The organism is Sphingopyxis indica, from assembly GCF_032879645.1.
GTDB classification, from domain to species: domain Bacteria; phylum Pseudomonadota; class Alphaproteobacteria; order Sphingomonadales; family Sphingomonadaceae; genus Sphingopyxis; species Sphingopyxis indica.
Genome location: NZ_CP076394.1, coordinates 2,301,451 through 2,314,896, shown reverse-complemented (window position 1 = coordinate 2,314,896; position 13,446 = coordinate 2,301,451). Strand labels below are relative to the sequence as shown.

The following is a 13,446-nucleotide window of genomic DNA, read 5'->3' as shown; positions in this document are numbered from 1 at the left end:
CGGGTAGCGCAGCGGCGGCTTGCGGGAAAGCCGTTGAGCGTGTAGGGCGCTGCTTAAATTTTAGGCAATTTTGACGAAAGCTCCCCCCATGGCGCCGCTGCGGCCCATCCAGATCGGTCCTGTCACGATCGCGGATCCGGTGATCCTCGCGCCGATGACGGGCGTCACCGACCGCCCCTTTCGCACGCTCGTGCGCCGCTACGGCTCGGGGCTCAATGTCACCGAGATGATCGCCAGCCAGGCGGCGATCCGCGAAACGCGCCAGTCGATCCAGAAGGCGGCGTGGGACCCGGTCGAGGAACCCGTGTCGATGCAGCTCGTCGGCTGCACCCCCTATGAAATGGGCGAGGCGGCGAAGCTCAACGAGGACCGCGGCGCGGCGATCATCGACATCAACATGGGCTGCCCGGTGCGCAAGGTCACCAACGGCGATGCCGGATCGGCGCTGATGCGCGACCTGAAGCTCGCCGCCGAACTGATCAAGTCCTGCGTCGAGGCGGTTTCCGTGCCGGTCACGGTAAAGATGCGCATGGGCTGGGATCACGACAGCCTCAACGCTCCCGAACTCGCGCATATCGCCGAGGATCTGGGCGCGAAGATGGTCACCGTCCACGGCCGCACCCGCAACCAGATGTATCGCGGCGCCGCCGACTGGCGCTTCATCCGCTCGGTCAAGGAGGCGGTGTCGATCCCGGTGATCGTCAACGGCGATATTTGTTCGTCGGACGATGCGCGGACCGCGCTCGCGCAGAGCGGCGCCGACGGGGTGATGATCGGCCGCGGCGCCTATGGCCGCCCGTGGCTGCTCGGCCAGGTGATGGCGGCGCTGCGCGGCGAGAGCGAGCGCCCCGATCCCGGTATCGACGAACAATATGACATCATCACAACGCATTACGGTGCGATGCTCGACCATTATGGCGAGATGACCGGCGTCAATATGGCGCGCAAGCATCTCGGCTGGTACGTCAAGGGGCTCCCCGGCTCGGCCGAATTCCGCAACAAGGTCAACCAGATCCCCGACAGCAAGGGCGTGCTCGACGCGCTCGAGGGCTTTTACGGTCCCTTCCTCAGCAGGGCGGCCGCGTGACCGCGCAGTCGTCGAGCATTCCGACCTTCGACCATGACGAGCTGATCCAGTCGCATCCGGTGGCCACGCTGCTGCTCGACAAGGGCGGGGTGGTGCTGTTCGTCAACGCCGCCGCCGAGCAGCTGTGCAATCTCAGCCGATCGGTGATGGTCGGGCGCGTGGTCTATGACGTCATCCGCATGGACCGCAGCTATCGCCAGCGGATGAGCGATCCCGCGACCCCGGCGCTGTTCGCGCACCGCGCCGAAATCGCGGTCGGCGGGCGCAAGGCGATCTTCGTCGACATGCAGATGGTCCCCTATGGGAGCAACGGCCACCGCATCCTCGCGCTTGTCCCGTCGCAGAGCGAGGCCGAGCTGATGGGCGGCGCGATCGGCCGCTCGGGGCGAGCGGCGGGCGCCGCGGCGTCGATGCTCGCGCACGAGATCAAGAACCCGCTCGCCGGCATCAAGGGCGCGGCGCAGCTTCTCGCACGCAAGGTCGACGCCGGCGGCGAGCGCTTCACGACGCTCATCTGCGCCGAGGTCGACCGGATCACCAATCTGATCGACCAGATGGAGCATTTTTCGCGCGGGCAACCGCTCGCCTGCTCGGCGATCAACCTCTATCCGCCGATCCACCAGACGATGGAGGCGGTGCGCGCGCGGCAATTCGACGGCGTCCGCTTTGCCGAGGATTTCGACCCCTCGCTGCCGCTCGTTCTCGGCAACCACGATGCGATGGTGCAGATCCTGCTCAACCTCGTCACCAACGCCTGCGAAGCGCTCGCTGGGCGCGACGACGGGGTGGTGCGCATCGCGACCGCCTATCGCCACGGGCTCTCGATCGACAATGGCGACGGGCGCGGCCGCATCGCGCTGCCGATCGAGCTCAGCGTCAGCGACAATGGTCCGGGCGTTCCCGCCGATATTCGCGGCGACCTGTTCGACCCCTTCGTCACGACCAAGCGCGAGGGTAGAGGGCTCGGCCTCGCGCTCGTCGCCAAGCTCGCCCGCGACATGGGCGGCACCGTCCAGCATATGCGCGACGGCGACTGGACGCGCTTTCGCGTCCACCTGCCCACCGCGGCGCAGAAGGCGGTGACGTCATGACCGCCGGCAAGACCATTCTGCTCGTCGAGGACGATCCCGCGATCGCGCTGATCATCCGCGAAACGCTTGCGACCGAATGCGGCCAGTTCGCCTCGGTCGGCAGCATCGCCGAGCGCAACGCCTGGCTCGCCGATCATCGCCCCGACCTGATCATCACCGACGTCGTGCTGCCCGATGGCGACGGCATCGACTCGCTGCCGGGCGTCGGGGTCGATCCGCTGACCCCGGTGATCGTCCTGTCGGCGCAGAATACGCTCGACACCGCGGTGCGCGCGACGGGGATCGGCAGCTATGATTATCTGCCCAAGCCTTTCGACCTCGACGAACTGACCGCGAGCGTGCGCGCCGCGCTGCAGCGGCGCACGCTGCCCAGCGAGGGCGCCGATGCGGCGCCGCAGGACAGCCACGGGCTTGTCGGCCGCGCGCCCGCGATGCAGGCGGTCTATCGCACCATCGCGCGGCTCGCGACCAACGACCTCGCGGTGCTGATCCTCGGCGAATCGGGCACGGGCAAAGAGGTGGTCGCGCGCGCGATCCATTCGACCGGGCTTCGGCGCAGCGGACCGTTCGTCGCGATCAACATGGCGGCAATCCCGCGCGAACTGATCGAGGCCGAGCTGTTCGGGCATGAAAAGGGCGCTTTCACCGGCGCGACGAGCCGCAACGCCGGCCGCTTCGAGCAGGCGGCGGGCGGGACGCTGTTTCTCGACGAGATCGGCGACATGCCGCTCGAGGCGCAGACGCGGCTGCTGCGCGTGCTCCAGAGCAATGAATATTCGACCGTCGGCGGCAGCCAGGCGCTGAAAGCCGACGTGCGTGTCGTCGCCGCAACGCACCGCGACATGCGCACGCTCGTTGCCGACGGACGCTTTCGCGAGGATCTCTTCTACCGGCTCAACGTCATTCCGGTGACGCTGCCCCCGCTGCGCGATCGGCGGAGCGACATTCCCGCGCTCGTTCGCCATTTCATCGACGCGGGGCGCCATTCGGGATTGCCCGATCGCCAGTTTGCCCCCGCGGCGATGCAGCTTCTCGAACGCCACGACTGGCCCGGCAATGTTCGCGAACTGGGGAATGTCGTGCAGCGGCTTGCCGTGCTCTCGCGCGACACGATCGTTGGCCCGCGCGATGTCGAATCGGTGCTGCGCGAAAGCGGGGAAGGGGTTTCGCTCGCCGACCCCGCCGAGTTGATCGCGCGCGCGGTCGACGACTGGACGCGCGAACAGCTCGCCGGCGGCGAAGGCGACGGCGACGTCCACAGCCGCCTCGAAGCGATCGTCGAGACAGCGCTGCTGCGCCGCACTCTGCGCGAGGTGCGCGGCAACCAGCTCGAGGCCGCGCGACGTCTTGGCATCAACCGCAACACGCTACGCAAGCGGCTCGTGCAGCTCGCTATCGACCCCGCGCAGCCCTGACCGCGCCCGGCCCGGCAGTTAATCCGGCCGAAGCGCATATTGTGTGTTTTCTATGCAACAGCTTTGTCGTATCGAAGCCACAATGGCGCAATCCGCTCCCCTGCCTTTCGACGACAGGTCCGACGAACAGCCCGCACGGGTGTGGCGCTTTGCAGCGCCCGAATATTATACGCTCGCGCTGATCCTCAGCATCGGGATTGCGACCTATATCTTCGTGACCGGCGACGCGCAGAGCCAGCGATTGCTAACCCCCGCGCTCGTCGCGGCGATCATGATCGCGAACCTCGTGCCCGCGATGGCGCTGATCGTGCTGATCGGCAGCCGCGTCGCGCGCGCGCGCGCCGGCCGTACCATGGGTGGCGGAAATGGACGCCTTCACGTCCGGCTCGTCGCGCTTTTTTCCCTCATCGCCGCAGTGCCGACACTGCTTGTCGTGCTTTTTGCCTCCCTTCTTTTTCAGTTCGGCGTCGATTTTTGGTATTCGGAGCGCTCGCGTGGCATGTTCGAAAATGCCGCGAGCCTCGCCCAGGCCTTTTATGAGGACAGTCAGAAGTCGGTCGGTGCCCAGACCGCCGCGATGGCCAATGATCTCAGCCGCTATCTGGCCGAATATCCGATCGACAGTCGGGCCTTCACCGATCGTTACCTGCAGCAGGTCGTCATTCGCGAGTTGAACGAATCCGCGATTATCGAGGTGGGCGATGACGGCATCGCGCGCACTGCCGTCATGATTGATCCTGACAACCGGGCAGCGGATGCGCGGCTGTCTTCGGCGATGATCGACCGGCTGAATGCCGGTGAAGAAGTCGTGGTGAGACGTCAAACCAATCGGTTCGAAGCTGCGACGCGGTTGCCCGATCGCCAGAATGTCTATGTATATGCATCGCGCGAGGCCAATGTAGCCGGTCTTCAGCAATTTCAGCGGGCACGCACCGTGCTGGCCGACTATAATGCGCTGTTTGCGCGTTCGCAGTTCCTGCAGTTGCAATTCAACGGTGCTCTGTATCTCGGTTCGCTGCTTTTGCTCGCTCTGGCCGTCATCGGGGCGATTGTCGTCGCCGATCGCATCGTCCGGCCGATCGGCAATCTGGCCGGCGCCGCGCGCACGGCCGCGGGCGGGGACCTGTCGGTGCGCGTCGAACCTTCCAATCGCGAGGATGAAATTGCGGTTTTGACCAATGCATTCAACCGCATGACCGAGCAGTTGCAGGGCCAAACGGACGCCTTGGTTCATGCCAACGAACAGCTCGAGACGCGGCGCAGCTTCATCGAGGCGGTGCTCTCGGGCATCACCTCGGCCGTCGTCTCGGTCGATGCGCAGGGGCGGATACTGCTCGCCAACGCCGCGGCGGAGCGCCTGATAGGGACCGAAGGCGAAAGCCTGACCGGCAAATCGCTTGCCGACGTCGCGCCCGAACTCGCCGCGCTCATCGACAGCGACGAGCATGAGGCGATCGTCCAGTTCGCGCGCGCCGACGCCGAACCCGCGACGCTCGCCGCCAAGGCGGTCGCGCAGGGCGACGGTTTCGTGCTCAGCTTCGAGGACATTACCCAGCAATTGCTCGACCAGCGCCGCGCCGCCTGGTCCGACGTCGCGCGGCGCATCGCGCACGAGATCAAGAACCCGCTGACGCCGATCCAGCTCGCCGCCGAGCGCTTGCAGCGCCGCTTCGGCGACAAGGTGGAGGGCGACGAGGCGACATTCCGCAGGCTGACCGACACCGTCATCCGCCAGGTCCACGACATGCGGCGGATGGTCGACGAATTTTCGAGCTTCGCGCGGATGCCCAAGCCGACCTTCGGCGTCGAGGATGTGCGCGACATATTGAAGCAGGCGGTCTTCCTGTTCGAGGTGGCCAAGCCCGACATCCATTTCAGCGTCCGCACGCCGAACGAGATCGAACCGCTCGTCTGCGATCGCCGCCTGCTGTCGCAGGCGCTGACCAACATCGTCAAAAATGCTGTCGAAGCAATTGAAGAAAAATCGAAAAATGACGATGCGCCCGCCGTCGGGAATATCGAGGCCAAGCTCGATATGGGCGCGCGCGGCGAGGTGCGGATCACGGTGCTCGATGACGGTATCGGCCTGCCGGCGGCGCGCGACGCGATCGCCGAGCCCTATATGACGACGCGGCGCGGCGGCACCGGTCTGGGGCTCGCAATCGTGCAAAAGATCGTCGAGCAACATTTTGGCGAACTTGAATTTTCCGACAATCCGGCGGGGCAGGGGACGTGCGTGACGCTGACCCTGCACCCCGACCGGCTCGGGCCGCTCGTCGGCAAAAGCGGGGAGGGAACAGCGGGGCAAGGTGAATCAGTGCCGGGACGGATTCGCACCCGCAGCCGGCAAGACAGAGAAGATCATGGCACTTGATATTTTGATCGTCGACGACGAACGCGACATTTGCGAGCTGGTGGCCGGCGTCATGGAGGACGAAGGCTATGAAGCGCGGACCGCGCCGGACAGCGACGCCGCGCTCGAAGCGATCCGCCAGCGCCGCCCGTCGCTCGCGCTCGTCGATGTCTGGCTCCAGGGCTCGCGGCTCGACGGGCTGGGACTCGTCGAGGCGATCAAGGCCTTCGACCCCACCTTGCCGATCATCGTGATTTCGGGGCACGGCGGGCTCGACACCGCGGTCGCGGCGATCCGCCGCGGGGCGTTCGATTTCATCGAAAAGCCCTTCGAGGCCGAACGGCTGCTCCACCTCGTCGCGCGCGCGACCGAGAATGAGCGGCTGAAATTCGAATATGAACAGCTGCGCGAAAAGGCCGGCCCCGCCGAAGAGCTGACCGGCAACAGCGGTGCGATCAACAATGTCCGCGCGACGCTGAAACGCGTCGCCGGCACCGGCAGCCGCGTCCTCATCACCGGCGCGCCCGGCGTCGGCAAGGAGGTTGCGGCGCGCGTCCTCCACGGCTGGAGCGGGCGCCAGAACGCGCCGTTCCGCGTGATTTCATCGGCGCGGATGGACCCCGAAACGGTCGAGGCCGAACTCTTCGGGACCGAAAGCGACGACGGCGCGATCCGCGTCGGCCTGCTCGAACAGGCGCACGGCGGCACCCTTTTCCTCGACGAGGTCGCCGACATGCCGCTGACGACGCAGGGCAAGATATTGCGCGTGCTGACCGATCAGAGCTTCACCCGCGTCGGAGGCCGCACGATGATCCGCGTCGATGTGCGCATCATCTCGGGCTCGGCGCGCGACCTGACCGCCGAAATCGCCGAGGGGCGTTTTCGCGAGGATCTCTATTACCGGCTCAATGTCGTCCCGGTGCATATCCCGCCGCTGCGCGAGCGGCGCGACGATATTGCCAGCCTGTGCGATCATTATATCCGCCGCTATGCCGCCGATCGCCGCGTCGCGCCGCCCGAGATGAGCGCCGAGGCGATGGCGGCGCTACAGGCGCATGATTGGCCGGGCAATGTCCGTGAACTGCGCAACGTCATCGAGCGCGTGATGATTCTCGCGCCGAGCGACCGGCTCGCGCGCATCGACGCCGATATGCTGCCCACCGAGCTGGTGCGCGGCGGCAGCGACATGATGCCGGGCTCCGAATCGATCACCGCGATCCCGCTCAAGGAAGCGCGCGAGAATTTCGAACGCGAATATCTGCGCATCCAGATCAACCGTTTTTCTGGCAATATCTCGCGCACCGCGACCTTCATCGGCATGGAGCGATCGGCGCTTCACCGCAAGCTGAAGCTTTTGGGATTGACCGAAAACTCTTCGGACGAAACGTGACGGCTTTGTCCTAGACGTGCGGAGCGCTTTGCAGCATATTGCCGTCGTCAATATGAAATGGCGGTTCGATAAACGAACCCCCAGCGGCGATGCCGCCAAGAACAGGAGGCCAAAGTGTCCGACAAGAACCAGAATCTCCAGGATCTCTTCCTCAACGCCCTGCGCCGCAGCAAGACCCCGGTAACGATGTTCCTCGTCAAGGGGGTCAAGTTGCAGGGAATCATCACTTGGTTCGACAATTTCTCGCTGCTGCTGCGCCGCGACGGCCAGTCGCAGCTCGTTTACAAGCACGCGATCTCGACGATCATGCCGTCGCACGATTTCGACCTTGCGGCGCTCGGCGACGATGTCCGCAGCGCGCCGGCGAGCAAGGGCAAGGCATTGCAGGACGTCTTCCTCAACGCCGTGCGCCGGTCGGAGGAATCGGTGACGATGTTCCTCGTCAATGGCGTGATGCTCCAGGGCGACATCGTCGCCTTCGATCTCTTCTGCATGCTGCTCGAGCGCGAGCGGCAGGTGCAGCTTGTCTACAAGCACGCGATCTCGACCGTGCAGCCCAATGGTCCGGTCAACCTGACCGACAATGGCGACGACGAGGCCGAGGACGCCTGACGAACCGATGGACGATAGCGTCGGCGAAGTGACGCGCGGCGCCCGCGCAATATTGGTCGTGCCCGAATGGCACGGGCAGGGGCTTTCGCGCGACCTCGACGCGCGTGTGGGTGAGGCAAAGGGGCTCGCAGTCGCGATCGGCCTCGACGTCGTCGCGGTGCATCCGCTTCGCCTGCGTCAGACGCGCGCTGCGACGCTGATCGGGGTCGGGCAGATCGAGGCGATCAAGCCCGACGTCGCGGCGAGCGAGGCGCAGCTCGTCATCGTCGACGCGCCGCTCACCGCGATTCAGCAGCGCAACCTCGAAACCGAGCTCGGCGCGAAGGTGATCGACCGCACCGGGCTGATCCTCGAAATCTTCGGCGAGCGCGCGGCGACCGCCGAGGGGCGGTTGCAGGTCGAACTCGCGCACCTCGACTATCAGGCGGGGCGGCTCGTGCGCAGCTGGACCCACCTCGAACGCCAGCGCGGCGGCTTCGGCTTCCTCGGCGGCCCCGGCGAAACGCAGATCGAGGCCGACCGCCGGATGATCCGCGACCGCATGGCGCGCATCCGCCGCCAGCTCGACGACGCGCGCCGAACGCGGCAATTACAGCGCGCAAAGCGTCAACGCGCGCCGTGGCCGGTGATCGCGCTGGTCGGCTATACCAACGCCGGAAAATCGACCTTTTTCAATCGGCTGACGGGCAGCGACGTCATGGCGGAAGACATGCTGTTCGCGACGCTTGATCCCACGATGCGCGAAATCCGCCTCCCCGGCATCGACAAGGCGATCCTGTCCGATACTGTCGGTTTCGTCTCCGACCTGCCGACCGAGCTCGTCGCCGCCTTCCGCGCGACGCTCGAAGAAGTCACGACCGCCGACCTGATCGTCCACGTCCGCGACATCGTGCATCCCGATACCGAGGCGCAATATGACGATGTGCGCGCCATCCTCACCTCGCTCGGCGTCGTCGAGGGGGAAGGGGAGGATGGCGAGGCGGTGCGCCCCGTCCCGCAGATCGAGATATGGAACAAGATCGACACCGCGAGTGCGGAACGGCGTGCGGCGATCCTCGAGATGGCGGCGCGGCGGCGTGGCGTCGCGGTGATCTCGGCCGAAACCGGCGAGGGCGTCGATGCCGCGCGCGCGCTGATGGCGGCCGAACTGACCGCGCGGCACGAACTGGTGCGGATTGCGCTGCGCTTCGATCAAGGCGAGGCGATGGCATGGCTCCACGCGCGCGGTGAAGTGCTCACCGACGAGGCGAAGGATGGTGGCCATCTGCTGACCGTGCGCCTCGATCCGGCAGACCGCGCACGTTTTGAACGATTGTGGCCTGAAGCTAGCTTCGTTCCGAGCGTTTGACCGCCTGCCAATGCGCTTCTTGCGCATCGAGCGACAGGCCGTCGAGGCTGCCGCCGGCTTGGGTTTCCATTGCGAAAAAGCGCCGTGCGAACTTGGCGTTGGCATCGCGCAGCGCGCCTTCGGCATCGACGCCGAGCTTGCGGGCGTAGTTGACGACGGCGAACAGCAGGTCGCCGACTTCCTCGTGGCGCGCGGCGTCGCTGTCGGCGCCGGCAACTTCGGCGAGTTCCTCGGCGATCTTGTCGCGCGGGCCTTCGGTGTCGGGCCAGTCGAAGCCGACGCGCGCGGCGCGGCCTTGCAGCTTTTGCGCACGCAGCAGCGCCGGGAGCGACAGCGCGACACCCGCGAGTGCGCTCTGCGGCCCGTCGGTGGCGCGCTCGCTTGCCTTGATCGCTTCCCATTGCTGGCGCACGTCACTGGTTCGCGCGTTGCCGAAGATATGCGGGTGGCGCCGCTCCATCTTGTCCGAGATCGCGTTGGCGACATCGTCGAAGCCGAAAAGCTGTTTGTCGGTCGCGATCTGGGCGTGGAAGACGACCTGAAGCAGCAGGTCGCCGAGTTCGTCGCAAATCGCGGCAGGATCGCCGCCGGCGATCGCGTCGGCAACCTCATAGGCTTCCTCGATCGTGTAAGGCGCGATCGTATCGAAATCCTGCGCCAGATCCCATTCGCAGCCGCCGTCCGGGTTGCGCAGCTGGCGCATGATCGCCAGCAATCGATCGATGGGGGACCGGGGGGAGCCGCTCGCGGTCTGAGACATTGGATTATCCGATAATATATATTATGTTAAATATGCGATGGAATGGCGAAGCTCGGGGGCCCTCACGTCACCAGCTGCCACGTCCGGATGACGAGAAACACCAGCGCGAAGATCGCGGCCCATGCGAGCCCCATCTTCAGCCAGTCCTTCATCGGCAAGCGCCGCGCGACGAGCGCGCTCACCACCAGCGTGAACGCCATTGCAAACCACAGCATGTCAGCGCCGGTTTCCATCGTCATAGCTGCACCTCCAGCCCATCATAGCCCGGCTCGACGCCCGGCGGCAATTCGCCCGCAAGGTCGTCATAATCCATCGTATTGTCCATGTGCGTGATGATCGCGCGCGGATGGCCGACCTGCGCGAGCGCTTCGAGCGTCATGGCGAGATGCGGGTGCGTCGGGTGCGGATAGCGGCGCAGCGCGTCGATCACGAACAGGTCGACGCCTTGGAAGAACTCGACCATATCATCAGTAAATCGCGAAAAGTCAGTTGCATATCCGACCCTGTGCGCACCATCGCTGAAGATGAGACCCGACGCCAGGATCGGGCCATGCGGCATGTCGATCGCCGAGACTTCGATCGGTCCGATCGACTGATGATCGCGCAGTTCGATGGGGTCGATCGACGCCGGATAGCCCGCATTGCCCGCAAAGGCATAAGTGAAGCGCCATTTGAGCGTTTCGAGCACATGGTCGCGCGCATAGGCCGGAACCGGCGATCCATGGCGCAAATGCATGATCTGCCGCAGATCGTCGAGCCCGTGGCAATGGTCGGCATGTTCGTGCGTCCAGATCACCGCATCGACCTCGCCGACACGCGCGTCGAGCAATTGCATCCGCATGTCGGGACTCGTGTCGACGAGCAGCCGATAGCCACCGAGCGAAACGAGAATCGACGCGCGGCTGCGCAGATTGCGCGGATTGTCGGGATCGCACGCACCCCAGTCGTTGCCGATCCGCGGCACCCCCGACGAGGTGCCGCATCCGAGAATCCGTACCTTCATGCGGCGCGTGACGTCATGGCTGCGCCTTGTTGAAAAGACGGTAGAAATTGACGCTCGTCGCCTCCGCCAGCGCCTCGCGGTCCTCGCCGCGCAGCTCCGCCAGAAACGCCAGCGTGTCGGCGACGAACGCCGGCTCGCCGGTCTTGCCGCGATGCGGGACGGGAGCGAGGAAGGGGGAGTCGGTTTCGATCAGCAAGCGGTCCTGCGGCAGCCATTTGGCGGTCGCCTGCAAATCGGCGGCATTCTTGAACGTCACGATGCCCGAAATCGAGATATAGAGGCCGAGATCGAGCGCCTTGCGCGCGAAATCGTCGCTCGCGGTAAAGCAATGGATGACGCCCGGATAAGTCGCCTTTCCCATTTCCTCACCGAGCAGCGCCAGCGTGTCGGCCTCGGCCTCGCGCGTGTGGACGATGATCGGCAGGCCGGCTTCTTGCGACGCGTGGATATGGCGGCGGAAACTATCCTGCTGCCGCTGGCGGTCGCTCTTGTCGTAATAATAGTCGAGCCCGGTCTCGCCGATACCGATCACGCGCGGGTGCGCGGCGCGCTCCACGAGCTTTGCGGTGTCGACATCGGGATGCTGATCGGCGTCGTGCGGATGGATACCGACGCTCGCCCAGACATCCGGATTGGTCTCGGCCGCGGCGAGCACCTCGTCCCACTCGCTCTCGCGCGTCGCGATGTTGAGCATCGCGGTGACGCCCCGGGCGCGCGCGCGTTCGAGCACCTCGCCCTGCTGCTCGGCGAGGCCCTTGTAATTGAGGTGGCAGTGCGAATCGACGAGCATCAGGCTTCCCCTTCCCCATCGGGAAGCTCGAGGCGCGGGAAGATGGGAACGGGCTGACCCACCTTGAAGCCGCTCGCGGCGAGTTTTGCGAACCAGTCGGTATCGGCCAGCGCCGCGAAGTCGCGCGCATCGGGTGCGATGCCCATCTGGTCGAGCAATTTGTCGGCGGCGTCGGGCACGACCGGGCGGATCGCGATCGCGAGCGTCCGCACCGCCTGGAACAGGGTCATCAGCACGGCGCGCATCCGCTCGGGATCGGTCTTGCGCAGCGCCCAGGGCGCCTGCGCATCGACATATTGATTGCACGCAAAGACCGCGCGGATCCAGTCCTCGATGCCGATCGAGAAAGCGAGCTGTTCGAACTCGCGCGGCAGGCGCGTCCCTGCCATGTCGAGAATATCGCCGATCAGCGAAACATCGTCGGATGCCGGCTGATAGTCGGCCGTCAGTTCGCCGTCCAAATTCTTGAAAATCATGGATAAGCTGCGCTGCGCCAGATTGCCGAAGCTGTTCGCGAGATCGGCGTTGGCGGTGCGCACGATGGCTTCGGCCGAATAGCTGCCGTCCTGCCCGAAGCTGACTTCGCGCAGCAGATAATAGCGCAGTGCATCGACCCCGAACTGTTCGGCGAGCGCCATCGGGTCGACGACATTGCCGAGCGATTTCGACATTTTCTCGCCGCGGTTCAAAAGGAAGCCGTGGCCGAACACCTGCTTCGGCAGCGGCAGGCCGGCACTCATCAGGAAGGCCGGCCAGTAAACGGTATGAAAACGCACGATATCCTTGCCGATCATATGAATGTCGGCAGGCCAGAAACGCGCGAAATCGCTCCCCGCATCGGGGTAGCCGAGCCCCGAGAGATAGGTGGTGAGCGCATCGACCCAGACATACATCACATGGCCCGGCGAATCGGGCACCGGAACGCCCCAGTCGAAGCTGGTGCGCGAAACGCTGAGATCCTTGAGCCCGCCCTCGACGAAGCGCAGCACCTCGTTGCGGCGGCTTTCGGGGCGGATGAAATCGGGATTGTCGCGGTAGAACGCGAGCAGCCGGTCCTGATAGGCCGACAGGCGGAAGAACCAGCTTTCCTCGACGGTCCATTCGACCGGCGTGCCCTGCGGCGAGAGCTTTGCACCCCCTTCCCCTTCGACGAGTTCCTCCTCGTCGTAAAAGGCTTCGTCGCGGACCGAATACCAGCCTTCGTAACGATCGAGATAAAGATCGCCGTTCGCCGCCATCGCGCGCCACAGTGCCTGCGACGCCGCATGGTGCGCCGGGTCGGACGTGCGCATGAAGCGGTCATAGCTGATATTCAGCTTGGCATACATCGCACGGAAATATCCCGACATTTCGTCGGCAAGGTCGATCGTCGCCCGCCCCTGGCCGCGCGCGGTCTGGTACATCTTCAGCCCATGCTCGTCGGTGCCGGTGACCATCCGCACGTCGCGGCCGCGCGCCCGCTGAAAGCGCGCCATGACGTCGGTGGCGATCGCCTCATAGGCATGGCCGATATGCGGGCGGCCATTGGGATAGCTGATCGCGGTGGTGATGTAGAAAGGGGTCTTTTCCGTGGACATGCGCGCGCCTTAGCGGTTGG

At 65.3% G+C, this 13,446-nt stretch carries 12 protein-coding genes; 7 read left to right on the top strand and 5 right to left on the bottom strand.

Translation table 11 applies throughout. The features are described 5' to 3' along the window. Nucleotides 1–88 precede the first annotated feature (88 nt). The 7 genes from dusB to hflX all read left to right on the top strand — a co-directional run bounded on the left by dusB (nt 89) and on the right by hflX (nt 9,296). Nucleotides 89–1,087: a tRNA dihydrouridine synthase DusB gene (dusB, locus tag KNJ79_RS11005; protein WP_317151095.1), complete on the top strand. Its 999-nt coding sequence runs from the start codon at nt 89–91 to the stop codon at nt 1,085–1,087. Further along, a complete protein-coding gene (locus tag KNJ79_RS11000; protein WP_089214602.1) occupies nt 1,084–2,178 on the top strand; it encodes a two-component system sensor histidine kinase NtrB in 1,095 nt (364 codons plus the stop codon). Before dusB ends, KNJ79_RS11000 begins: the two co-directional genes overlap by 4 nt. After that, nucleotides 2,175–3,593 (top strand): nitrogen regulation protein NR(I), encoded by a 1,419-nt coding sequence (gene ntrC, locus KNJ79_RS10995; RefSeq protein WP_317151094.1) that lies wholly within the window; start codon nt 2,175–2,177, stop codon nt 3,591–3,593. Before KNJ79_RS11000 ends, ntrC begins: the two co-directional genes overlap by 4 nt. An 82-nt stretch (nt 3,594–3,675) precedes the next feature. Then, on the top strand, nt 3,676–5,967 hold the full coding sequence (locus tag KNJ79_RS10990; protein WP_317151093.1) for a sensor histidine kinase: 2,292 nt from the start codon (nt 3,676–3,678) through the stop codon (nt 5,965–5,967). Then, a complete protein-coding gene (ntrX, locus tag KNJ79_RS10985; RefSeq protein WP_089214599.1) occupies nt 5,957–7,336 on the top strand; it encodes a nitrogen assimilation response regulator NtrX in 1,380 nt (459 codons plus the stop codon). Before KNJ79_RS10990 ends, ntrX begins: the two co-directional genes overlap by 11 nt. Before the next feature lie 114 nt (nt 7,337–7,450). After that, the gene (gene hfq / locus KNJ79_RS10980) at nt 7,451–7,948 is read left to right on the top strand and encodes an RNA chaperone Hfq (protein WP_089214598.1); all 498 of its coding nucleotides are present in this window, start codon (nt 7,451–7,453) and stop codon (nt 7,946–7,948) included. 7 nt (nt 7,949–7,955) lie between these two features. After that, nucleotides 7,956–9,296: a GTPase HflX gene (hflX, locus tag KNJ79_RS10975; RefSeq protein WP_317151092.1), complete on the top strand. Its 1,341-nt coding sequence runs from the start codon at nt 7,956–7,958 to the stop codon at nt 9,294–9,296. On the opposite strand, the gene mazG is transcribed toward hflX, so the two are convergent. From mazG to metG, 5 genes are all read right to left on the bottom strand, one after another. Further along, nucleotides 9,274–9,999, bottom strand: coding sequence for a nucleoside triphosphate pyrophosphohydrolase (gene mazG / locus KNJ79_RS10970; protein ID WP_245836491.1), 726 nt, complete (start codon nt 9,997–9,999; stop codon nt 9,274–9,276). The two genes, hflX and mazG, sit on opposite strands and share 23 nt — an antisense overlap. A gap of 119 nt (nt 10,000–10,118) precedes the next feature. Next, entirely contained in the window at nt 10,119–10,295 is a 177-nt protein-coding gene (locus tag KNJ79_RS10965) for a hypothetical protein (RefSeq protein ID WP_170935423.1), read from the bottom strand. After that, nucleotides 10,292–11,059, bottom strand: coding sequence for an MBL fold metallo-hydrolase (locus tag KNJ79_RS10960; RefSeq protein WP_089214595.1), 768 nt, complete (start codon nt 11,057–11,059; stop codon nt 10,292–10,294). Before KNJ79_RS10960 ends, KNJ79_RS10965 begins: the two co-directional genes overlap by 4 nt. Nucleotides 11,060–11,072: 13 nt before the next feature. Further along, entirely contained in the window at nt 11,073–11,849 is a 777-nt protein-coding gene (locus tag KNJ79_RS10955) for a TatD family hydrolase (protein ID WP_317151091.1), read from the bottom strand. Next, nucleotides 11,849–13,426, bottom strand: a complete 1,578-nt coding sequence (metG, locus tag KNJ79_RS10950; RefSeq protein WP_317151090.1) for a methionine--tRNA ligase — start codon at nt 13,424–13,426, stop codon at nt 11,849–11,851. Before metG ends, KNJ79_RS10955 begins: the two co-directional genes overlap by 1 nt. Nucleotides 13,427–13,446 lie beyond the last annotated feature (20 nt).

What these genes read in the sequence shown, in the direction of transcription:
- dusB (WP_317151095.1), top strand. Translation starts at nt 89, where the DNA reads ATGGCGCCGCTGCGGCCCATCCAGATCGGTCCTGTCACGATCGCGGAT.
- ntrC (WP_317151094.1), top strand. Translation starts at nt 2,175, where the DNA reads ATGACCGCCGGCAAGACCATTCTGCTCGTCGAGGACGATCCCGCGATC.
- KNJ79_RS10990 (WP_317151093.1), top strand. Translation starts at nt 3,676, where the DNA reads ATGGCGCAATCCGCTCCCCTGCCTTTCGACGACAGGTCCGACGAACAG.
- ntrX (WP_089214599.1), top strand. Translation starts at nt 5,957, where the DNA reads ATGGCACTTGATATTTTGATCGTCGACGACGAACGCGACATTTGCGAG.
- hflX (WP_317151092.1), top strand. Translation starts at nt 7,956, where the DNA reads ATGGACGATAGCGTCGGCGAAGTGACGCGCGGCGCCCGCGCAATATTG.
- mazG (WP_245836491.1), bottom strand. Translation starts at nt 9,999, where the DNA reads ATGCGCCAGCTGCGCAACCCGGACGGCGGCTGCGAATGGGATCTGGCG.
- KNJ79_RS10965 (WP_170935423.1), bottom strand. Translation starts at nt 10,295, where the DNA reads ATGACGATGGAAACCGGCGCTGACATGCTGTGGTTTGCAATGGCGTTC.
- KNJ79_RS10960 (WP_089214595.1), bottom strand. Translation starts at nt 11,059, where the DNA reads ATGAAGGTACGGATTCTCGGATGCGGCACCTCGTCGGGGGTGCCGCGG.
- KNJ79_RS10955 (WP_317151091.1), bottom strand. Translation starts at nt 11,849, where the DNA reads ATGCTCGTCGATTCGCACTGCCACCTCAATTACAAGGGCCTCGCCGAG.
- metG (WP_317151090.1), bottom strand. Translation starts at nt 13,426, where the DNA reads ATGTCCACGGAAAAGACCCCTTTCTACATCACCACCGCGATCAGCTAT.